We start from the raw sequence: 24016 nt of genomic DNA on the forward strand, positions 1-24016 counted from the left end.
TTCTTTCAAATCTTGCACAAAAAATGAAATACTTATCTTTGTTTTTTCGAGGCTTATTATAAACTTTTATTCGAAAATATTCTACATGAAAAAAAATAGCTTTTTATTTTCCGCCAAAGGAATTCTTATCGCAGGCTTTTTGTCCTTAAACACAGTAATCTATGCTCAGAAAACAACTGATCTTTCCACCATTTCAGAAAAAACACTAAGCAGCATTCTGGAAAAAAACAGAAATTACTACACACAAGGCAAAGTAGCAGATTATATTCCTGAACTGGGTAAGATGGATGCCAAAGCAATTGCATTTTCAGTAGTAGACAAGAATGGAAAAGTATTCAACACAGGTGATGTACAAAAGAAATTCACCATGCAAAGCATTTCCAAAATCATTGCTTTAATGGTTGCTGTTAACGAAAGAGGAGAAGCTAATGTTTTCGATAAAATGGGTTATTTTGGATCAGATAGACCTTTTAATCATTTTTCAAATCTTGAAACAACAGGAAAGCCACTTAATCCGATGATGAATGCAGGCGCAATCCTTACCACCTCCTTAATCCCCGGTGAAGACGAAAAACCCTTCCTTAAAGTATTGGACATGGTACGTTATATCACCAAAAACCCATCCATTGACTATAGCAAATCTGTATATGAATCTGAAAAATCTACAGGACATCGTAACCGCGGAATGTTCTATATCATGAAAAACAGCGGATTGATTTCAGGAAATGAAGACCAACTAGATAATTATTTCAAGCAATGTTCTATTGAACTTACCGCTGAAGATCTTGCGAAAATCGGATATTTCTTTGCCAATCAATGCGTACGTTTTGATGGCGACTCTCAATATAAAAATGCTGATGTTGCCAAACTGATAGAATCTCAGATGCTTACTGCCGGAATGTATGAATTCAGTGGTGAATATTCCCGAATGGTAGGACTACCCAGCAAATCAGGAGTAGGCGGTGGAATTACTGTAAGTGTTCCGGGAAAAATGGGTATTGGTGTATTCAGCCCTGCCTTGGATCAGCATGGAAATTCATTGGCCGGATATCATATCATTTTAGACCTTGCTAAACAGTATAACCTAAGTATATTCTAAAGAGATCACACTCTGTAAAAAACTCCAAGAACAAATTGTTTTTGGAGTTTTTTATATTATTTATTTTTTGCTTTTAACAAAAATTCACTAATTACATCAGCCATATCCACTAATACATGCCCTTTTTCTGGATCAATAAAAAATTCAAAATCAGGCAGGAGACCGGCAAGTCTTGTTTTAATTTTCTCTGAATCGCGAACAACATCATGAGCACCTCCGATAAAAAGAACAGGCATTGCTAGTTTCTTCAATTCTTCATCAGAAAAAATATATTCTTTATCCATTCTGGAATTAACAGCCGATTGCATAAGCTCCATAAAATCTAAAACCTGATGATCCACCTTTTGATTCCCTATGATCAATTCATTGATTTTTCTTTTCCCGAAATTTCCGAAAAGAGAATAAAATACCGCCTTCAAAATAAAACTACCCGTTGTATTTACAATTCCGGCCGGAGAAAGCAAAGCGAGTCTTTTCACTTTTTCAGGATACTTTACTGCAAACTTAACAGCAATCCATCCACCCTGTGAAAGCCCAACCAAACAAGCCTTATCTATTTTTAATTGTTGGAAAACTTCATTCAGCCAGTCACTGTAGTTTTCATTTTCATAAGACAGCCTGTTTTGCTCACTTTTCCCAGGCTCACCGATAATATCAATAGCATACACTTTATATTCATTAGCATACATTGTAAAATCTTTTACCCATGATACCGCATTGGAGTTAGCACCATGAAGCAAAACCAACTTAGGATGAGTATCATTTCCAAAGCTCAAAACATTTGTTTTTCCAAAACCGGTATCCACCATATCCTGCCTAACGATTCCGTTGAAATCTGACAAAGAATTATTGTACTGCATAAGCACTTTTCTTTGATCATCATTTGATTTAAAAACAGCTACCTGTTTCATATATTCTTATTTTTTGATTAAACCTTCTTTTTATATCCAAAATAATTTACGGATCTGATCATTTCCAAAAACAGAATCACTATTTCTTTTTAAATAAAAATTATTCAAAATTAGACACAGTAAAGACCATCATTTGAAATGAAGATGAATTAATACAATTTTTGATGATATGTGACTTGAAAAAATAAGTCAGATAGTATCCAGGTAAAGTAAATATAAAACTGATTTCCAGCAGTCCGCTGAATATAATCCGGTTTTATAGGGAGCAAAAATACAAAATTTATGTAAAGATAAAAAATAAAGAGGATTAATAAATTAAAATTTACGATACTGTTTCTTAAACAATCTATAAACTAATAGGTATAAAACAATTTATTAATATTATGAATTTCTCAAACTATTTTGTTAAATAATTCACAAAAACCATTCCCTACTTTCACTTCTATAGCATTCCATTTCAGCTTCATGCGGAATAACCTGAAATTTTTATCTCATTTTCAAATTCAATTTTTACAGGATTTATCGTTAATCCGGAATGTTATCTTTTTGTAATATTAAAGAAAACAAATCTCTTCTTTTTGAAATATTTTATTTTTTATTCCTATCTTTGCTTAACATTTCTTTAACTATAATTCTTTATATTTATAGTTACATAGTTTGTGCCGGCTTGTTTATAATGAATAAGAAAATAAACCGAATACTTTAATAACATTTGAATAATTAACAAATGTTTGTTAAAAAATTATTATCGAATTTTATTTATGATTAATAAAATATCATAAATTTATTATTTCTATTCACGCATAACAAACAATAAGTCTTTATATTCATAAGATTGATGTTTCAATGCGAAATCGCATATTATTATTTTAATATTAATTGCTATGAAAAACTTGACCATTACGAGGCTAATACCTCTTGAAAAGCTGGACACATACCTTTACTCTAATTACCTTAGGGCTATATACACCTTGTTGAATGATTCTCAACAAAAAAGCCTGACGATTAAAAATTTAATAAAAACCAATTTTATGATTTTGTAATAAGCATTTTTCTTTGCTTCAAAGACTTATGTATTTTTTACAATATCCTTACTAACATATCACGCCATGAAAAACTTAACCATTATTGGACTAACGCCTTTTGAAAAGCCGGATGTCAGCCTTATGCCTAAATTGCATCAGGCAGGTATATTTCCTGTCCTAAGCTTAGGCCAAGAGTTAACGACCGCCCAGGAAGCACTTAGTCAACTGGAAGAAACAGCCCTACCCTCTTATGGTATTTATGTTTCTAATCAAAAATTATCAACACTTCAACTTTCTGAAAGTGTAAGATTTGCGATCTTACCATTCGGAATGAAAGTTCCCCAAAATCCGGAGCTGGATATTATCTATCAGGTAACCAGTTTAGAAGAAGCAAAACAAGCTGAACAATCAGGAGCTAAAGGAATTATCATCAAAGGAAATGAAGCAGGAGGTCAAATCGGTTACGAATCCACATTTGTATTGTTCCAGCGCATTATCAAAGAAATCATAAGCATTCCAGTATGGGTACAAGGAGGAATAGGTCTTCATACCGCCGCTGCTGTAAAAGCTTTAGGAGCAGCAGGAGTTGTACTGGACAGCCAGCTTGCGTTATTCCCTGAAAGTTCTGTTCCAAAGGACATCAAGGATTTATGCTCAAAGTTGAACGGAACTGAAACCAAAATCATTGCCGATCACCGTATATTGGTAAGACCCAATTCCCCTTCATTACCAGACGATATCAATGCTGAAGAGCTTAAACAATATTTTACAGATCTTGATATCAGCAAGAGCTATATCCCAATGGGACAAGATATTTCGCTGGCAACCGACCTGTATGAAGAGTTCAGAACGTTGAAAAAACTGGCATTCGGACTTAAAGAAGCCATGTATGGTCATTTAAAGCAAGCCAAAACACTTCAGGTTATTGACCAAAACAATCCATTAGCACAGGAACTTGGATTAAAATATCCAATTGCACAAGGCCCAATGACCCGCGTGAGCGATGTTCCCGGATTCGCCAATGCCGTTGCAGAAGCCGGAGCATTACCATTCGTTGCCTTATCACTATTGAAAGGGAATTCTGCAAAATCTTTGGTCATGGAAACAAAAGAATTAGCAGGTAACAAAACATGGGGTGTAGGTATTTTAGGATTTGCTCCTCAGGAACTAAGAGATGAACAAACCTCATACATTCTGGAAGCTCAGCCGCCTGTAGTATTAATCGCAGGTGGACGACCGGCTCAAGCTAAAGTATTTGAAAAAGCGGGAATAAAGACATTCCTGCACGTTCCCTCTCCTGCCTTATTGGATATTTTCCTTAAAGAAGGTGCAAGGAATTTTATTTTCGAAGGCCGAGAGTGCGGTGGTCACGTAGGACCATTATCAAGTACAGTTCTTTGGGAAAAACAAATTGAGCGTATACTAAAAGAAGATCACCCGGAAAATATAAGTGTATTTTTTGCAGGTGGAATCCATAATGATTTCTCAACAGCATTTGTTTCCATCATGGCTGCTCCATTGGCTGCCAGAGGGGTAAAAGTAGGGGTATTGATGGGAACTGCTTACCTGTATACTCAGGAAGCTGTACAAACCGGAGCCATTCAGGAAGAATTTCAGTTACAGGCTATGCAGGCTAAAGATACTGTATTATTAGAAACAGCTCCAGGCCATGAAACCCGCTGCTTAAATACAGCATTTGCCAACCACTTCAATACCGAAAAAGCTAAACTTTTAGCTGCCGGAACGGATAAAAAAGAAGTATGGGAAAAACTTGAAAAATTAAATGTAGGCCGTTTAAGAATTGCAGCAAAAGGTATAGAACGTCAAGGAGATCAATTAGTAAATATTCCTAAAGATGACCAGCTTGATCTTGGAATGTACATGATTGGCCAGATTGCCACTATGCAAAACAAAGTGATGACTCTTGAAGAGCTTCACCAAAATGTAAGTATCAGCAATCACGAATACATCCAAAATGCAGCGTTATCAGAACAACCTACATCAAGCGAAAAGCCTTTGGATATTGCGATTGTTGGAATGGAATGTATTTTCCCTGGTGCTAAAAACCTTGATGAATTCTGGAGAAATATTATTTTAGGAAAAGACAGCGTTACTGAAGTTCCGGATGAAAGATGGAATAAAGATCTTTATTACAAACCGGATTCAGACGAAGCTGATGTATCGCATTCCAAATGGGGTGGCTTTATTCCAAAAATAGACTTCGATCCACTTGCATTTGGGATTCCGCCGCAATCTCTTGCTGCTATTGAACCTACACAATTGCTTACTTTATTGGTAGCAAAACGTGCTATGGAAGATGCAGGATATGGCGAAAAACATATTAATAGAGAAAACATCTCTGTAATTATTGGAGCTGAAGGAGGTAACGACCTTGCCAACAGCTATAGTTTCAGAGGATATTATAAACAAGTCTTTGGAGAACTTCATGAAGAAGTAAAAGAGGCATTCCCACACACCACAGAGGATTCTTTCCCTGGTATCTTAGCCAATGTAATCGCAGGTAGGATTACGAACCGTCTGGATCTTGGTGGAAGAAACTTTACCGTAGATGCAGCATGTGCTTCTTCATTAGCCGCTATTGATTTGGCTTGTCAGGAACTTGTATTAGGTAAATCTGATATGGTTCTTGCCGGAGGAGCAGATTTACATAACGGAATCAATGATTACCTGATGTTCTCCAGCACGCATGCTCTTTCCAGAAAAGGAAGATGTGCTACTTTCGACAGTGAAGCAGACGGAATTGCCCTTGGAGAAGGAATCGCTATTCTTGTTTTAAAAAGATATGAAGATGCCATCAACGATGGAGATCGTATTTACTCTGTAATCAAAGGAGTGGGCGGATCCAGTGATGGAAAAGCTCTTGGATTAACAGCTCCTAGAAAAGTAGGCCAGGTAAGAGCTTTGGAGCGTGCTTATACCCAAGCAGGAATCAGTGCTGCCTCTGTAGGATTGGTAGAAGCTCACGGCACAGGAACTGTGGTTGGAGATAAAACAGAATTAAGTGCTTTAACAAATCTATTCAGTCGTTCGGGTGCTTTACCGGGACAGACACATCTAGGTTCTGTGAAGACACAAATCGGACATACTAAATGTGCTGCAGGATTAGCAGGATTAATTAAAGCTTCTCTTGCTGTTTACCATGGTGTGAAACCTCCTACCCTTCACCTTAAACAGCCTAATGCTTACTATAACGCACAAACCAGCCCATTCTCTTTCCATGCTGAAACGGGATTATGGACGGAGAAAAACCGTTATGCAGGAATCAGTGCATTTGGATTTGGAGGAACCAATTTCCACACTGTAATTGCCAACCATCCAAAACAGGATAACTCTATTGCAATGCAGTCGTGGCCTTCAGAATTATTTGTATTCCGTGGGGATACATATGAAGAAGCTAAAGGACAATCAAGCCAGATCAAAACATTATTGGAAATCAATGATGAGATTCCATTAAAAGATATTGCATACAGTTTAAGTATTGCTTCAGAAAAACCAATTCAGTTCAGTATTGTGGCTGATAACGCTGTAGATCTGATGATGAAGCTTGAACTGGTATTGCTAGGAATTGAAACCAAAGATACTTTTACTGTTAATAAAAAAGAAGGTAAAGTAGCATTCACATTCCCTGGACAAGGAAGTCAGAGAATCAACATGGCGCGTGATTTATTCGTGGTTTTCCCGGCTATGCGTAAAGTGATCGATAATTATCCTGAACTTGAAAAAGTAGTTTTCCCTTCAACAACATTCAATGAAGCGGATTTAAAACAACAAAAAGAAACCATTAAAGATACTCGTTTAGCACAACCGCTTCTAGGAATCGTTGATCTTGCATTGGCCAAATTCTTAGAATCATTAGGAATTATTCCTGATATGCTGGCTGGTCATAGCTATGGTGAATTACCTGCTCTATGTTTCTCAGGAGTATTTGGTGAAGATAAATTGGTTGATTTAAGTATCCAGAGAGCTCAATCAATATTAAATTCAGTAGAAGGTGGAGATCCGGGTTCAATGCTAGCAGCAAGTGCTACTCATGAGCGCTTACAGCCGATCATTGCTAAAGTGGAAGGATGTTACCCCGTTAACTTCAATGCTCCTACTCAATGTGTTATTGCAGGAAGCACTCCAGCTATCAATACATTACTGGAAGTCCTTAAACAGGAAGGAATTTCTGCTAAAAAACTAGAAGTAGCGTGTGCATTCCACAGTCCATTACTGGCAAAATCAAAAGATTTATATGCTGAGGTATTAAAAGACGTTCCTTTTGAGGAAATGCAGATCCCTGTATGGTCTAATACGACAGCAGAAGTATATCCATCGAAACCTTCAGACATCAAAGAAAGATTGACTGATCACTTAGTTCAGCCAGTAAGATTCGTGGAGCAAATGCAAGCGATGTATAACGATGGAGCGAGAATCTTCATCGAAGTAGGGCCTGGAAAAGTCCTTACAGGATTGGCAAAATCATGTCTTGAAAAAGACCAGTTGACCTTATATGTTGAAGACAGCAGCCGTAACAAATTCAGCCATTTACTGTGCATGTTAGCACAGTATTTAGGAACCGGACGCAGCTTCAATATAGAGAAACTTTTCGATGGCCGCTTCGTTCAGCTTGTTGACATCAACCAGCCTGAATCGTACAAAAAAAGCCCTGCCATCTGGCGCGTTAACGGACAAGCAGCACATCCGACAACAGGTTCATTACCTGCTAATGGTGCACTCCCTATCATAAATCCTATTCCTATGAACAATTTTACGACTCACAATACGCAAGCTCCTGCACCGGAAAGCCTATCAACGGCAGAACGTATGTTGCAGGAATATTTAAACAGCATGAAATTAATGATACAGGCACAACGTGATGTGATGCTTTCCTTTATGGGACAGAATCCTCAAGTGAATCCAATGCCTGTTTATAATACTCCAATACCTGCCGCCGTTCCTGAACGTACTATTCCTGTACAGCAGGTTCAACAGACAACTGTTGCAGTAGCAGCTTCTGCCGTTGCTGTAAAAGCAACTCCAACAAGAGATATCAAAGCTTTATTACTACAGGTTGTAAGTGATAAAACAGGATATCCTCAGGAAATGCTAGGAATGGAAATGGATCTTGAAGCTGACTTAAGTATCGACTCTATCAAGAGAGTGGAAATCATCGGAACCCTTCGTAACGAATTGGGAACCTTAGCTAAAGGCAATACCAATGAAGATATGGTGATGGAACAGTTAGCAGGAATCAAAACCCTAAGCGGATTAGTTTCATGGCTTACCGAGTTCTCCGGAGCAGATGCAACACCAGCAACTCCTGAAAAAAACGGAACTGCACCTGAAGTTTCTTCAAAACCACAAGCAAAATCTGCATTATCACTAGAAGACCTTCAAAACGCTATCCTGAATATCGTAAGCGAAAAAACAGGATATCCAAAAGAGATGTTAGGACTAGACTTAGATTTGGAAGCAGATCTTAGTATCGATTCTATCAAACGTATGGAAATCATCGCAGATCTTAAAAACAAAATCGGTTTTGGTGAAAACCTTGAACAGGCTGATGATGTAATGGAAAAACTGGCAGCCATTAAAACCCTTCGTGGATTGGCAAGCTGGATCAGTGAAATGAGCGGCGACAATAGTGAAGTAAAAAACGAAGTAAAGGAAGAAGTAACTTCTGAACCGACTAACAATGTATTATCACGTCTTCGTTTCGATATCACTCCTACAGATGCTTCATCTGTACAAAATACAGATATTTTGCAAGGAAAACGCTTTGCGATCACCCAAGATGACACCCAACAAACCTCAGCAATTAAAGCTGAATTGGAAAAACACGGTGCTATTGTAGAATTGGTAGATGCAGACAAAGATCTTTCCAATGTTGATGGATTAATTATGCTAGACCTATTCTCAGCAACCGATAAACCAAGCATTATCGATCATGTAGACCTGATCAAAAAACTTGATTTCGACAAAGCAAAATGGGTCTACTTAATCTCCGATATTGCGGCTCATATTCAGGAAGTAACTGATGCTCGTGTACTGCGTCATCACCAGGGTTATCCGGGACTTTTCAAAAGTTTAGCAAGAGAATTCGATCATACAACTTGCAGATTGATCAGTTTGAGCACTCCTCAGGAAGTAAATCAGATTGCTGATATTACTTTAAAGGAAATCCTTACCAACGATAAACCAGCTGAGGTTATTTATAAAAACGAAAAAAGACATAAGGTAGATATTATCCCTTCCCCATTGTCAACAAGTTTAAATGAAGCTCACATTCAGCTAGATCAAAAATCAGTAGTACTGGTATTAGGAGGAGCACAGGGAATCACTGCAGAATTGGTGAAACACATGTCTCAGGCATATCCATGTACTTATATTTTAGTAGGAAGATCAGCAGATCCAAGAAATGAAGCTTCTGCTAAAGAATTCGAAGGAATGAAGACTAAGGAAGAAATCAGAGCTTACTTAATTAAGTCCGGAAAATTCACTTCCCCTGCTGAGATTGAAAAAGAAACCACAAAAGTTTTCAAAAATAATCAGATCCTACGCACAATCCGTGATATGGAAGCACTTGGAAACACCATTATTTATCAATCATTAGACCTTTGTGACGAAGAAGGATTAAGCAGCCTGATTAGCGATATTTATGAAAAATACAATCGTTTAGACGGAGTAATCCACGGAGCAGGTCTTTTAGAAGATAAATTGTTCAAACAAAAAACAACTTCATCTTTCGGACGTGTATTTGATACCAAAGTAAAACCACTTCGTGTATTGGCTGAACAACTTCGTACAGACTGCCAGTTTGTAGTATTATTCTCAAGTATTGCATCCGTATACGGCAACAAAGGCCAGACAGATTATGCGGCTGCCAACAGCGTACTGGATGATTACGCTAACGCTCTGAATAAAAGATTAAAAGGAAAAGTAATCTCCATCAACTGGGGACCTTGGAAAGGAGCAGGAATGGTTTCTTCCACCCTTGAATCTGAATACGAACGTAGAGGTATTTCTATGATCCCATTGGATGAAGGAAAAGAAATCTTCCTTAACGAAATAAAATACGGAACTGAAAGCCAAGTGCTTATCATGTCAGGAAATAATTGGTAATCCTCTGTAAACACTAAACATGAAAAAAACAGATGTTGCTGTAGTTGGACTATCCTGCGTCTTTCCCGGGGCGCAGGATGCCCATACTTTTTGGCAGAATATTGTCAACAAAGTAGACTCTACCCAATCGGCTCCGGCTGATCGGATAGATCCGGTACACTTTAGTGATGCCACCAATCCTGTCGATCGTTTCTATTGCCAACGAGGCGGGTTTATCCCTGACTATGAGTTTGATCCTACCAGCTTTGGAATTTTACCCCTTGCAGTGGAAGGAACAGAACCCGATCATTTACTGACCCTTGATTTGGTTCAGAAAGCTTTGGAAGATGCCGGAGTATTTCAAAAGAATACTTCTCTTGAAAAAGCAGGAATCATCATCGGGAAAGGAAACTATACCGGGCCGGGAGCTACCCGTGCCATTGAAATTGTAAGAACCGGAGAACAGATCTCCTCCTTATTGCAGGAATTGCTCCCTCAGGTATCTTCTGCGGATATTGAAAAAGTAAAACATGCTTTCCAGGAACGCAAAGGACGTTTCGCTGCTGATACTGCTATGGGATTAATTCCCAATCTGGTAGCTTCATTGGTAGCCAACCGTTTTGACCTTGGAGGTGTTGCTTTTACCGTAGATGCTGCTTGTGCCAGTGCTTTAATCGCTGTAGATCACGCTGTACAGGAACTTCAGAGAGGTCGTTCCGATATGATGATCGCCGGAGGTGTTCACACCGGACAAAATGCTGCGTTCTGGAGTATTTTTGCTCAATTGGGAGCAATGTCCCGTCAACAGCAAATCAAGCCCTTCAGTATGGATGCTGATGGATTACTGATTGGCGAAGGCTGTGGTTTCGTCGTTTTAAAACGATTGGAAGATGCCGTTCGCGATCAGGATAAAATCTATGCGGTGATCAAAGGTGTGGGTGTCAGTAGTGATGGTAACGGAACCAGCGTAATGAGCCCATCCGTAAAAGGACAGCTGAAAGCTTTAGAACAAGCCTGGATCAATGCTGATCTGGATAAAAATAAAGTAGGTTACCTGGAAGCCCATGGTACCGGAACTCCGCTTGGAGATAAAACAGAACTTCAGACCTTAGCACAGTTCTTTGGGAAAGAAGAAGCTGCTCCGGTAGCAGGAATCGGATCGGTAAAGTCCAATATCGGACATGCTATGCCGGCTGCAGGAATCGCAGGACTGATTAAAACCTGTCTTGCTTTACACCATGACACATTACCACCAACATTGTACTGTGAGAATCCAACAGCAGACATGCAGAATACAAGATTCGAACCGGTACAGGAAGCCAAAAACTGGTCAAAAACCGGACTGCCAAAAGTAGCGGCGGTCAATGCTTTCGGATTTGGAGGAATCAATGCACACGTTGTTCTTGAAGGCTATGATATGCCGAAAAAAGACAATGTTCTGCTATTGGCAAGACCTACCCATGCAGCATTGCTTGCTGCATTAAAAAATAACGAAACAACAACAGGAGAAGGAGATTTCAGAGTAGCGATATTTGATCCTACGCCTGCAAGAGTAGAAAAAGCCCTTAAAATTGTTTCTAAAAACCTGATCTGGAAAAACAAACAGGACATTTGGTACACTTCGACTCCATTATTAAAAGATGGCGGAAAAGTAGCCTTTGTATTCCCTGGTTTGGATGGACTGGCAAAAGGTGAGGTGGAAAGTGTAAGCCGTTATTTCGGATTAACAGCCCCTATAGAAACAGAAGGTGAAGGCCTTTTAACAGATGCTTTAAACATCTTCAACAACTGCAGTATCCTTGATAATTCATTAAAAAAACTGGGAATCATCCCGGACATGAATGCGGGACACAGTTTAGGAGAATGGCTCGCAGGATATTCATCAGAATTAGCAGAAGCCAATTCTGTAAAAGCTCTGATCGATGTATTGAATCCGGAAACTTTTGAATTAAAAGACTCTAAATTCATTGCCATCGGAGCCGGAATTGATGTCGTACAGCCTTTTATTACTGAAATTTCAGATCTGTATGTTTCTAATGACAATTGCCCTAATCAGGTTATTCTTTGTGGTAGCAATGCTGCATTGGATGAATTGGTTCCGCAATTAAAATCAAAACAAATTTTCCATCAGGTACTGCCATTCCAATCCGGATTCCACTCTCCTTTTATCGCTGATAAACTGGATGTGATCCTTGCCGGAATGGAAAAAGCTCAGTTCCAGAAAACGAAGATCCCGTTATGGTCAGCCACTACATTAGAACCTTATCCTGCAGATCAGGCAGCTATCAGAAAACTGAGTGCTGAGCATTTGGTTGAACCTGTTCGTTTCCGTGAACTGACAGATAAATTATACGATGAAGGTGTAAGAGTTTTCATTCAGGTAGGTACAGGAGGTCTGATCGGATTTATTGATGATACCTTAAAAGGAAAAGCATTCAGTACAATTGCTTCCAGTGTTCCTGCCCGTTCTGCATTGGCACAGTTACAACGTGTTGTAGCTTCACTATTTGTAGAAGGTAAAACGATTGCTCTTGACTTTTTGGAGCTTCAGCAGCAATCAAAAAAATCATCAGGTAAAGGAATAAAGCTGGAATTAGGCTCGCCTATTATCCGAAATTTTAAAGAAGTAAAAGCATTAGCTCCAGCCTTTGAAACACCAAAACAATATACTGCTTCAGCCATGACTGCTAAAAGTGGTCATCCGCTGGTACAAGCATTCCAGGACAACGTTGCCGATATGATCCGTATGCAGGAAGAAGTATTGACTTTATTCCAAAACCGTCCGGAGATCACAATCCCACGTCCTGCTCCTGTAGTACAACAAGCAGCACCCAAAGCACCAAGAAGTACAACCTTCACAAAAGATCTGTACGTAACGCTGGAAAGTCATCCGTACCTGATTGACCACAGCTTATTGAGACAACCTAAAGGATGGGCTCATGTAGCAGATATGGAACCGGTTATTCCGATGACCATGATCTTTGAGCAGCTTGCAGAAATTGCAGAAGCAGAAATTCCGGGAACACAGGTTCATAAAATCATGAATGTAAGTGTATTCCAATGGATGAACGTAGCCCAACCTTTTGAAAAAACCGTAAAAGGACAATGGCGTGGCGAAAACCATGCGTATCTGGATATTGAAAACTTTGCCAATGCTGAAGTGATCTTAAAATCTGCACCTGTCCCTACTCCAACCTTCAACCTTTCTGTTGGTGATCTTTTACCAATTGAAAGAACCCCTGAAGAAATCTATGATGCTCACATGTTCCATGGTGATAAATACCAGGGAATTACAGAAGTTTCAGCGGTTGGAAAAAAAGGAATCGTTGGAAAGATCAAAGGAAACGGCGGAAAAGGCTCTCTATTGGACAATGCCGGACAGCTATTCGGACTTTGGTTACAGCTTACGTTGGTGAAAGATCGTATTGCATTCCCTGTGAAGATCAGAGATATTGAATTCTTTGGCGATATGCACGATCAGGAAGGTATTTTTGAATGCACCTGTATGCTTACCGAACTTAATGATGAATTTGCCATTGCAGATATCATTCTGAAAAGAGACGGAAAAGTATGGTGCGCCATCACAGGCTGGCAGAACAGAAGACTGGAAATTGATGCCGCTTTATGGAATGTTTCCATGTCGCCATTGCACAACCGCCTTTCTGAAGAGATTGCTCCGGAAGTATTTTTCTTCCACCAGGCCTATACCAGAGTCGCTTCATGGGATTTTATTCTGAAAAGATATTTCAACCAAACGGAAAAACAGCATCACCAGCAATTATTACCAAACAAAAAGAAAAACTGGATGGTAAGCCGTGTAGCCGTAAAAGATGCCGTGAGAAATCTTCTTCGTCAGGAAAAAAATCATGCCTGCTTCCCGATCACCTTTGAAATCCGTTCCGATGAAGTGGGGAAACCTTACCTCATCAGCGATTTTACAGAAAACATCCATATTTCACTCGCTCACAAAGGAAAAGAAGCTGTGGGAATTGCTAGATATGGTAAATCTGTAGGAATTGATATGGAACTCATGGAAGAACGCAGCGAAGGATTCTATGACCTGGTATTTACAGACAATGAATTAGCCTTATTAAAAGGCAGAGATCAGGCAGAATGGACGACCCGTTTCTGGGTAGCCAAAGAAGCCTACGGAAAATTCTTAGGAACCGGACTGAAAGGGAATCCAAAATCCTTCGAAGTCGAACTTATAAAAGAGGATCACTTGTGGATCAACAATATTGAAATCAAAACTATTAAACATAAAAATTATATTATCGGATGGACACTGTAAACGCAACATTAAAAATGAACCACGAAGAACTTTTTACTTTATTAAAAGGTTTTATTACTGAAGTGATAGGTGCTGAATTTGTAGAGGAGATGGACATTACTCCGGAAAGTTCATTCACCAAAGATCTTGAAATGGACAGCATTGAGATTGTCTCTTTCTCTGAAAAGATCAAGGCGCATTTTGGCGATCAGATCGACTTTACAGGTTGGTTATCTTCTATGGATCTTGACCAGCTTATTAATCTTGACCTTAGTATGATCATCAATTATATCTACGAATGCCAATAATCACTGTCAATAATAAACAAGTTCATATACAGGAACTCAACAAAGGAGCCGAACAAACCGTGGTACTCATCCACGGTATGTTCAGTAACCTGTCCATTTATTATTTTAATATTGCCCCAATTCTGGCAAAACATTTCCATGTGGTGATGTACGATCTGAAAAGTCACGGGATGAGTGAACGCTTTTTGGATGGGTACGACCTTGATAACATGTCATCCGATCTGATGGGTTTAATGGATCACCTTCAACTGGAAAAAGTACATCTTGTAGGCTATAGCTTCGGCGGTCTTATTGCTTTAAAAACAGCATTAACATATCCTGAACGCGTCAATCAACTGGTGGTGATGGAGGCTCCGGATCCTCAGGATGAAAAAGCCCGTAACATCATTGATGAATACAGCAAGGAATTCCTTGAGCATTATGTAGCCAATTTTACAGATACTACCAAAGTTCAGATGGGCAAAAGACAAATGGAAAAGAACCATCGTATGTATGAGTTTTTGTTTAATCAAACCAGCATCAAAGCAGATATGATCAGGGAAAAACATTTTCTTGGTGAAGCGGATTTCAATCAACTGAAAGCTTCCACTTTATTGCTTTACGGTGCTGATTCCAACTGCAGACCTACAGGAGAATGGCTGCAGTCTCAAATCAGTTCATCCGAACTTGAATTGATTTCCGGCGATCACAATATTCCGATTCAGGAACCTCAGCTGATTGCAGAGACAATCGCTCAGTTTTTATCTAACATCTTAACGAAAAACCATGGCTAAATTTGCATTTATAGTTCCACCATTGACAGGACATGTCAATCCTACCCTAAGCATCGGTGCTACGTTGCTGGAAAGAGGGCATGAAGTAGCCTGGATCAGCCTTGACCCAACTTTAGAGGCGAAACTTCCGGAGGGCGGAAAATTATTACTGATCCAATACGATCAGACCGACGAAGAAAAGAAAGAAAGCGAACAATATCTCGATATTATTTCCAAAAAAGTAGTGTATGGAATCGACAGTGTGAAGTTCCTTTACGAGGAAGTTCTTATTCCATTGAACAGACATTGCTATAACGGAATTGTTGCTTTATTAAAGACATACCAACCCGATTTAATTATCGGTGACCACCAGTTATTTGCCGCTCCGATAGCTGCCAAAGCATTAGGAATTCCTTGTGCGACTTCCGTTACGGCTCCGGCTGCCATTAAGATCATGAATGAGCTTCCAAAAGTACACGAATGGGAAGTGAATCAAATCATCGATTTACAGAAAGAACTAGGTTTCAATGAAGAGCGTTCTCTGGCCACTTCAGATCTGTTGACACTTGTTTTAACTTCAACCTATTTCTTTGGCGAAATGGATGATCTTCCTTCTCAATATCAATTCACTGGGCCGGTTCTTACTGAAAGACGTATCTCTTGTGAATTTGACTGGGACAGATTAAAAAATGCCTCCAATAAAAAGATTTTAGTAAGTATCGGAACCACTTTTGATCACGATCATAAAAAGGCATTCTTCCAAAAGGTAGTGGATGCTTTTAAAGAGGAAGATTTAACGGTGGTAGTAGTTTCTGATCCACAACTTTTCGAGCAATGGCCGGACAATTTTATGGTTTATCAGCAGGTTCCACAATTGGATCTGTTACCTCATCTTGATGGAGTGGTTTGCCATGGCGGTCACAATACCGTTTCTGAAACCTTATCCAACGGAATTCCTTTGGTAGTCATTCCGATTGCGTATGACCAGTCGCACGTTGCAGGACGTGTGGTACGTACAGAAGCAGGTGAAAGACTTAATTTCAACCGATTTAAAGCCAATCATCTGAGAGAGGCAGTACAGCAAATTTTAACTCACCCGAGCTACCGTGAGGCTGCTCAAAAAGTAGGACAATCTTTTATGGAAGCAGGAGGAGCATCTACAGCAGCTAATTTATTGGAAACGGCAATTACTAAAGCATCAAAACACGAAAAACCATCTAAGTTTTTATTCGTTGTTCCGCCATTTTTCGGACATGTGAGCCCAACATTAAGTGTAGGTGCCAGTCTTATTGCCCGTGGGCACGAAGTAAAATGGTTTGGAATTACGCCTTTAGACAACAAACATATTCCCGAAGGTGGTTCTTACTACTATCCGGAAGAAGATCTTATTCCCTATCAGGAAGAAATCGCCCGTATTTTAAAAAGACAGGATGATGGCCCAGCTTGTTCAGGCCCTGAAGTGATGAAACTGGCATTAGAAGAAACGTATGTTCCTTTTGCCAAAATGATGATGCCTGGATTAAGCAGATTGACAGAAAGCTGGATGCCGGACGTGATCGTGAACGACTGTATCACTTTCGGAGGAGCACTTTTCGCCCATAAACATAATATTCCTTGTGTAACAACAACACCAGTACCACCGGATGTAATGGGAGACACAGAAAAAAGTGCCCCAAAAATCTGGGAATGGCAGCAAAATCTGATCAAAGACTTACAAAAAGAAGTAGGCATTCATGAAGAAGGAATTTACATCCATTCGCATAAGCTAAACATGGTCTTTACTTCACAGGCTTTTGCAGGTTTTGATACGGTGCCATCGCATATGAAATTTGTAGGCCCGGTAAAAGGCCGTCCGAATGATGCGCCATTTGACTGGGATAAATTAAATGCTTCTACCACTCCTAAGATCTTCGTATCACTGGGAACTTTATTGGTAGACATCAGAAAAGCTTTCTTTGAAAAGATCATCGCTGCATTCAAAGATCAGCCTGTGACAGTGATTGCTGCTACTCCACCGGAAATCTTTGAAGAATGGCCGGAGAACTTCATCGTAAACAGCTTCGTACCTCAATCAGCTGTGATGCAGCAAATGGATATGGTGATCTGCCATGGCGGTTTCAATACCGTAAATGATACTTTCCGTAATGGATTGCCAATGTTGATCACGCCTATCGCTTACGACCACTTCCATATTGCAAAATTAATTGAGCAGGCAGGTTGCGGAATCAGCATTCGATACAAAAGGCTTCGTGTAGAGGCTCTTCGTGAAACTGTTTTTGAATTACTGGAAAATCCTAAATACAGAGCTGCTGCCAAAGAGGTTCAAAACACCTTTACTCTTGCCGGAGGTAATGATAAAGCAGTAGAATTGCTGGAAAACTTTGTACAGGAACATTCCACATTAGCTTCTGTGTAGCCTATGAAAAGAAGATTGTTATTTGGCGAACGAATGTTACTGGGAGACGGCACAGAACCCTTCAATGCGGTGATCCCTTTCAGGCTCAGAGGTACCTTTACATTAAAGGATATCCAGGAAGCTTTGGCTAAGATCCAGAAAAAACATCCGTGGTTAAAAGCGTTGATCGCTCATGACGAGAAAAACATTCCCTGGTTTGATGTTCCTGAAAACCCTATTTCCATCCCGGTGCGCATTGTTGCCCGAAAAAGCGAAGATCACTGGCAGGAAGAATCCAGAAAAGAATGGAATACCTTATTTGACCCTAAAAAATTACCCCTTATCCGGTTTGTCTGGCTTAAAGGGGAAAACGTTTCTGACATGCTTTTTGCGTTCCACCATTGTTTATGCGATGGTGGTTCTGCAATGGCTTTTCTTTACGAGTTTTTAAAAGTACTGGATAATCCCAATGCAGATATTGGAATAGAAAACCCTATTCTAGGTATTGAGGACGTAGTTCCGGCGAATATTTTAAACAGTCGAAAGCAGAAACTAAAGGCAAAATTCATTGGAAGACTGGCTGCTACAGCAATTAAGTATATTCCTACCGGTAAAAAATCCATTGATCGCAAGGATGACTATCTGCTTCATTGGAAAGTGGATGAAACAGTATGCCAGCAACTGGTCTCCTATTGTAAATCCAATGATGTAACGGTGAATACGTTTTTAAGTGCTGCTTTATTGCAGGCCTTTAAAGAAGTAAAAAGAGAGGGCGCTTTTAATAAAGTTTCCTGTCCGGTAGACATCAGACGTTTTGCTTCACAGATCAAAAATGACCATATCTTCGCTTTTGGGCTGATGATTGTGGTTTCGGCGAATGAAAAACTGAGCTTCTTAGAAAATGTACGTTCGATGCAGGCTTCTGTAGAACGCAAAACCTCTAAGCTCAATCCGTATATTACCATGATGGTGATGGAATCCGGTCATGATGCGTTGAATAATTTCACTAAGCTTTTAAAGAACGGAAAATCCTCTAACGACTGTATGTTTTCCAATCTAGGACGCATTCAGATTCCTCATGAGTATAAGGAATTTTCTGTAGATACTATTTTCAGTCCGTCTGTGATTGGCCCATTGGGAAATACAACGACATTGGTAGTCTCTACCTACCGCGGGAAAATGGATTTTTCCTTTGTGGGAAGTGAAGGCTATTTGCCTTATCTTGATGCCATCGCCATCCGCGATGAGTTTATGCAAATTATTAAATTACAACTGGAATACATCGCTGTATCATGGTCAAAAGAAAACTAATGATGGTGGAAAGGATTATGTATGTAGATCCCAAAACGCCCGTAAACTGTATATTTGCAGCCAAAATAAAAGGAGAACTTCCGGAGCAGAATTTTAAAACTGCTCTGGAAAAAATCCAGCAGAAACATGCGTTGCTAAGAGTGGTTATCGACTCTAAAAGCGAGAAATATCCCTTTTTTATAGAAGAAAAAGAGATTGCCCCTATCCCACTCCGCATCGTGGAAAGAAAAACAGACCAGGACTGGCTGACAGAGTCTCAAAAAGAATGGAAAATCTTATTTGAGGATGAGAAAATGCCACTAGCCCGTGTAGTCTGGGTAAGAGGTCAGGATGTTTCTGAAGTATTTTGGGCCATTCCGCATTGCATTTCAGACGGAACTACCGGAGTTACCTTAATGCATGAGCTTCTTCAGCTTTTGGATAATCCTGATCTGCAATTAGAACCTTATGAGGCGTTCACATCCGTAGATGAATTTTTACCTTCCAACTTTAATGTAAAAACTAAGAAATTCAAAGCCAAACTTTATCTGACCTTTGCCAGGTTCTTCTTTATGCTACAGCAGAAAAGTAAAAAGAGAAACTTTGGAAAAGACTATGTTCTTCACCAAAAACTGGATCCGACAACCACAGCTCAAATTACTGAGCGATGCAAAGCTAACGGAGTTTCCGTGCATGCTTTATTGTGTGCTGCGTTCATGCAGGCATTTCAGGAAGTAAAAGGAAAAGAAGCCAAAGGGAAAGTGATCAGTCCGGTAGATGTGCGTCATTTTATTCCGGAGATCAAAGAGGATCATTTATTTGCTTTTGCCCCAACGGTTGATCTTGCGATTAAAAAAGGAAGTTCCGATCTTTTGAACAACGCCAAGCACATTAAAGAAGACCTTACTCAGAAAATAGGAAAAATGGAAGCCCGCGAATTGCTGTGGATGGGTGAACAGATGCATCCGATCGTTGACCGTATGATCTCCATGCTTAAATCAAGCAATGGTGGTCATGATGTAACCTTATCCAATATGGGCAGGATCAACATCCCGAACGAGTACAAAAAATTCAGTGTAGAAACCATCTTCAGTCCAACAGTAGCATTCCCATGGCTGAACTCAAACACTTTGGTAGCGAGTACATACAATCATCAGATGGATTTTATATTTTTGTCCAACGAAGACTTCCTTCCCAAAGCGGAAGCCGCCCAAATAAAAGAGAAAGCCATAGCGCTAATGACCACCTCATGAAATTGAAATTTAAGCCAAAGCCGCCTAAAAAGCTCAAAAAAACAACCCTTAAACGCTTTCTCATGAAGCGTACAATTTATTATGTCCTTCCCAATGTATTTTTCAATTTCATCATCGCCTATGCCAGCTTCAAAGAATTAGGCTACACTCATTTTTTCTCCGGCGAACAGAATCTGGCCCGCCTTACCTTACCCATGGCCTTATTTCTCCCCGTTGTCCTCACCATAGACATCATCAAAAGAGTAACCGATGCCGCCGGACAAGGCGCCATTGAGTTTACTGTAGATGAAGAGTTAAATATTAAAAAATTAATGACCAAGCTGAGTATTCTGCATGGAGTGATTACCTGTTCTTTGGTATTAGCTATGCTTTTTTTAGGGCAGTATAATTTTTCAAAGGATTATAGGCTGGATGCTACGGCGATGGCTGTTGTTGTGGGGGTGCTGGCTGGAGTGCTGTCTGTGGTGTTTGTTTATTTGCCGGTTTGGAGATTGAGGAGGTGGATGTGTAGGAGGATTGAGATCATAGCATAAACTCAATTGTAAAAATTTATTAAATTTAAAATCAAAATATTAAATCATTTAGACTTTTATATGTTTATCTGACGAAAATAATTAATCTTTTAACATTTCATAATTGCCATTTAGTTTTGTTTGAAAGCAAAATAACAATTCCAATTTTTAAGATCATATTTAAAGTTTTATTTTTAGTAGATAAAAATGTTATAACGATATATTTTATAGTAAATTTGTCTTCTTTTTACCAGCAAATAGGTTATAAAAACATTGCTATTAATAGTCTTAAAGACTGTTATGTTATACGTAATGAAGAGGTATAAGATATAAAAAACAAAAAATGACAAGCACAGTTCAAAGAGATATATTACAAAATAAAATATGGAAAATAGCCAACGAAGTACGTGGCTCTGTAGACGGATGGGACTTTAAACATTTTGTACTAGGAACACTTTTTTATAGATACATTAGTGAACACTTTGCAAATTATATGGAAGGGGGCGATGATAGTGTTAATTATGCAAAGTTACCAGATCATATAATCACACCCGAAATTAAAGCCGATGCAGTAAGAACAAAAGGCTATTTTATATACCCTAGTGAATTGTTTGTAAATATTGCTGAAAAAGCCAACACAAACAAAAATCTCAATACAGATTTAAAAGCTATTTTTGATGCTATCGAGAGTTCTGCAAACGGCTATCCTTCTGAAAATGATATTAAAGGACTTTTTGCTGATTTCGATACGACAAGTACACGTCTAGGAAATACAGTAGAAAACAAAAACAGTCGTTTAGCTGCTATATTGAAAGGCGTGGAAGAGTTGAATTTCGGAAGTTTTGAAGACAACCAAATCGACCTTTTTGGTGATGCTTACGAATTTTTAATTAACAACTATGCTGCAAATGCCGGAAAATCAGGTGGAGAGTTCTTTACTCCACAAAACGTATCCAAACTTATAGCACAGCTGGCGATGCATAAACAAACTGAGGTAAATAAAATATATGATCCAGCAGCAGGTTCAGGATCTTTGCTACTTCAGGCCAAAAAACATTTTGATAATCATATTATTCAAGAAGGCTTCTTTGGACAAGAAATCAACCATACAACATACAATCTGGCTCGTATGAATATGTTTTTGCATAACATCAATTACGATAAGTTTGATATTGCATTAGGTAATACCCTAATTGATCCTCAGTTTGGAGATGAAAGACCTTTTGATGCCATTGTGTCCAATCCACCGTACTCAGTCAATTGGATAGGATCAGACGATCCAACCTTGATTAATGATGACCGTTTTGCTCCTGCTGGCGTATTAGCTCCTAAATCTAAAGCCGATTTTGCCTTTGTATTGCACGCACTTAGTTATCTTTCCAGTAAAGGAAGGGCGGCTATAGTATGCTTTCCTGGAATATTTTATAGAGGTGGTGCTGAACAAAAGATTAGAAAATATTTGGTGGATAACAATTTTATAGAAACCATTATCGCTTTACCGTCCAATTTGTTTTATGGCACTTCTATTTCTGTAAATATCCTGGTACTTTCCAAACATAAGACCGATACCAAAACCCAATTTATAGATGCTACGGGTGAAGATTTCTTTAAAAAAGTAACCAATAATAATGTGTTGAAAGACAAACACATTGATAAGATAATGAACCTCTTCGATAGTAAAGCAGATGAAGCTCATATAGCGGCATCTATCGATAATACAAAAATTGCTGAAAATGACTATAATCTATCTGTAAGCTCGTATGTAGAGCCCAAAGACAATCGTGAAAAGATTGACATAGTAGAATTGAACAAGGAAATGGCCAAAACCGTACAAAAGATAGATAAGCTACGTGCTGATATTGATAACATTATAAAGGAGATTGAAGCATGAGTTATTTAGAAAAATTATTAGAAGGTGTTACTGTAGAATGGAAACCTTTGGGAGAGTTCGCTGATTATGAACAACCTACCAAATACTTGGTTGATTCGAGTAATTATAATGATAATTTCCAAATCCCTGTTTTGACCGCCGGAAAAACTTTTATTCTCGGATACACTGATGAAACTGGTGGTATTTATAAAGCATCAGAAATGCCTGTAATTATTTTCGATGATTTTACAGCAGCTAATAAATGGGTTGATTTTGATTTTAAGGCTAAGTCATCAGCAATGAAAATGATTACATCTAAAGATAAATCAAAGGCTTCATTAAAGTATATTTATTATTGGTTGAACACTTTGCATAGTGAATTAATTGACGGCGATCACAAACGACAATGGATTAGTAATTATTCCAAAAAACTTATTCCTATTCCTTGCCCGGAAGACTCCAAAAAATCAATCGAAATTCAACAAAAAATAGTTGATATTCTCGATAAGTTTACAGAGCTTACAACAGAGCTTACAACAGAGCTTACAGCTCGTAAACAGCAGTATAATTATTATCGTGAGCAATTGTTTGCTTTTGATGAAAACGAAATCCAACATTTACCTTTGGGAGATGAAAGTATTGGAGAGTTTCAAAGAGGTAAGCGTTTTGTAAAAACTGATTTACTTACAGAAGGAGTTCCTACTATTCATTACGGAGAAATGTACACACATTATGGTACTTGGGCAGATACAACAAAATCTTTTGTGAGTGAAGAGCTCGTTAAAAATAAAAATCTGCGGTTAGCTCAAAAAGGTAATGTGGTTATCGTTGCGGCTGGTGAAACAATTGAAGATATTGGAAAAGGGACAGCTTGGTTGGGTGACGAAGATGTGGTTATTCATGATGCTTGTTTTTCATATAAAACCGTTTTAAATCCAAAGTTTGTCGCTTATTTTACACGAACCAAACAATTCCACGATCAGATTAAAAAACACATATCTTCTGGTAAAATTTCTGCTATTAATGCAAAGGGGCTAGGAAAGACAATAATTCCAATACCTTCTCCTGAAGAACAAGAACGCATCGTTTCTATTCTAGACAAATTTGATATTCTAACTAATTCAATAAGTGAAGGTTTGCCAAAAGAAATAGAATTACGACAAAAACAGTTTGAGTATTACAGAGATTTGTTATTAACATTTCCAAAAGATGAGATAATCGCATAAT

General features: G+C 38.8%; 12 protein-coding genes. 11 read left to right on the forward strand and 1 reads right to left on the reverse strand.

The window, feature by feature from the left end; all coding sequences use genetic code 11:
• Positions 1-85 precede the first annotated feature (85 nt).
• Positions 86-1099, forward strand: a complete 1014-nt coding sequence (glsA, locus tag GTR01_RS14790) for a glutaminase A (protein WP_160138584.1) — start codon at positions 86-88, stop codon at positions 1097-1099.
• A gap of 56 nt (positions 1100-1155) precedes the next feature.
• Here the strand turns inward: glsA and GTR01_RS14795 are convergent, their stop codons facing one another.
• Positions 1156-2010, reverse strand: a complete 855-nt coding sequence (locus tag GTR01_RS14795; RefSeq protein ID WP_160138585.1) for an alpha/beta fold hydrolase — start codon at positions 2008-2010, stop codon at positions 1156-1158.
• A gap of 1109 nt (positions 2011-3119) precedes the next feature.
• Here GTR01_RS14795 and GTR01_RS14800 point away from each other — a divergent pair.
• From GTR01_RS14800 to GTR01_RS14845, 10 genes are all read left to right on the forward strand, one after another.
• Positions 3120-10160 (forward strand): type I polyketide synthase, encoded by a 7041-nt coding sequence (locus tag GTR01_RS14800; protein ID WP_160138586.1) that lies wholly within the window; start codon positions 3120-3122, stop codon positions 10158-10160.
• 19 nt (positions 10161-10179) lie between these two features.
• Positions 10180-14430 (forward strand): type I polyketide synthase, encoded by a 4251-nt coding sequence (locus tag GTR01_RS14805; RefSeq protein WP_160138587.1) that lies wholly within the window; start codon positions 10180-10182, stop codon positions 14428-14430.
• A complete protein-coding gene (locus GTR01_RS14810) occupies positions 14418-14717 on the forward strand; it encodes an acyl carrier protein (protein ID WP_002977699.1) in 300 nt (99 codons plus the stop codon). The genes GTR01_RS14805 and GTR01_RS14810 overlap by 13 nt, the downstream gene beginning before the upstream one ends.
• Positions 14708-15490 carry an alpha/beta fold hydrolase gene (locus tag GTR01_RS14815; protein WP_160138588.1) on the forward strand — a complete coding sequence of 261 codons (783 nt, stop codon included), beginning with the start codon at positions 14708-14710 and terminating at the stop codon, positions 15488-15490. The genes GTR01_RS14810 and GTR01_RS14815 overlap by 10 nt, the downstream gene beginning before the upstream one ends.
• Entirely contained in the window at positions 15483-17885 is a 2403-nt protein-coding gene (locus GTR01_RS14820) for a glycosyltransferase (RefSeq protein ID WP_160138589.1), read from the forward strand. Before GTR01_RS14815 ends, GTR01_RS14820 begins: the two co-directional genes overlap by 8 nt.
• Before the next feature lie 3 nt (positions 17886-17888).
• Positions 17889-19175, forward strand: coding sequence for a condensation domain-containing protein (locus tag GTR01_RS14825; protein WP_160138590.1), 1287 nt, complete (start codon positions 17889-17891; stop codon positions 19173-19175).
• Complete coding sequence (locus GTR01_RS14830) at positions 19157-20407, forward strand: condensation domain-containing protein (protein WP_160138591.1); 1251 nt, start codon at positions 19157-19159, stop codon at positions 20405-20407. Before GTR01_RS14825 ends, GTR01_RS14830 begins: the two co-directional genes overlap by 19 nt.
• A gap of 62 nt (positions 20408-20469) precedes the next feature.
• Positions 20470-20940: a hypothetical protein gene (locus GTR01_RS14835; protein ID WP_228452249.1), complete on the forward strand. Its 471-nt coding sequence runs from the start codon at positions 20470-20472 to the stop codon at positions 20938-20940.
• 322 nt (positions 20941-21262) lie between these two features.
• A complete protein-coding gene (locus GTR01_RS14840; RefSeq protein ID WP_160138593.1) occupies positions 21263-22810 on the forward strand; it encodes a type I restriction-modification system subunit M in 1548 nt (515 codons plus the stop codon).
• Positions 22807-24015: a restriction endonuclease subunit S gene (locus GTR01_RS14845; protein WP_160138594.1), complete on the forward strand. Its 1209-nt coding sequence runs from the start codon at positions 22807-22809 to the stop codon at positions 24013-24015. The genes GTR01_RS14840 and GTR01_RS14845 overlap by 4 nt, the downstream gene beginning before the upstream one ends.
• Position 24016 lies beyond the last annotated feature (1 nt).

The sequence above is a fragment of the Chryseobacterium sp. c4a genome (genome assembly GCF_009900745.1).
Taxonomy (GTDB): Bacteria; Bacteroidota; Bacteroidia; order Flavobacteriales; family Weeksellaceae; genus Chryseobacterium.

What these genes read in the sequence shown, in the direction of transcription:
- glsA (WP_160138584.1), top strand. Translation starts at nt 86, where the DNA reads ATGAAAAAAAATAGCTTTTTATTTTCCGCCAAAGGAATTCTTATCGCA.
- GTR01_RS14795 (WP_160138585.1), bottom strand. Translation starts at nt 2,010, where the DNA reads ATGAAACAGGTAGCTGTTTTTAAATCAAATGATGATCAAAGAAAAGTG.
- GTR01_RS14800 (WP_160138586.1), top strand. Translation starts at nt 3,120, where the DNA reads ATGAAAAACTTAACCATTATTGGACTAACGCCTTTTGAAAAGCCGGAT.
- GTR01_RS14805 (WP_160138587.1), top strand. Translation starts at nt 10,180, where the DNA reads ATGAAAAAAACAGATGTTGCTGTAGTTGGACTATCCTGCGTCTTTCCC.
- GTR01_RS14810 (WP_002977699.1), top strand. Translation starts at nt 14,418, where the DNA reads ATGGACACTGTAAACGCAACATTAAAAATGAACCACGAAGAACTTTTT.
- GTR01_RS14815 (WP_160138588.1), top strand. Translation starts at nt 14,708, where the DNA reads ATGCCAATAATCACTGTCAATAATAAACAAGTTCATATACAGGAACTC.
- GTR01_RS14820 (WP_160138589.1), top strand. Translation starts at nt 15,483, where the DNA reads ATGGCTAAATTTGCATTTATAGTTCCACCATTGACAGGACATGTCAAT.
- GTR01_RS14825 (WP_160138590.1), top strand. Translation starts at nt 17,889, where the DNA reads ATGAAAAGAAGATTGTTATTTGGCGAACGAATGTTACTGGGAGACGGC.
- GTR01_RS14830 (WP_160138591.1), top strand. Translation starts at nt 19,157, where the DNA reads ATGGTCAAAAGAAAACTAATGATGGTGGAAAGGATTATGTATGTAGAT.
- GTR01_RS14835 (WP_228452249.1), top strand. Translation starts at nt 20,470, where the DNA reads ATGAAGCGTACAATTTATTATGTCCTTCCCAATGTATTTTTCAATTTC.
- GTR01_RS14840 (WP_160138593.1), top strand. Translation starts at nt 21,263, where the DNA reads ATGACAAGCACAGTTCAAAGAGATATATTACAAAATAAAATATGGAAA.
- GTR01_RS14845 (WP_160138594.1), top strand. Translation starts at nt 22,807, where the DNA reads ATGAGTTATTTAGAAAAATTATTAGAAGGTGTTACTGTAGAATGGAAA.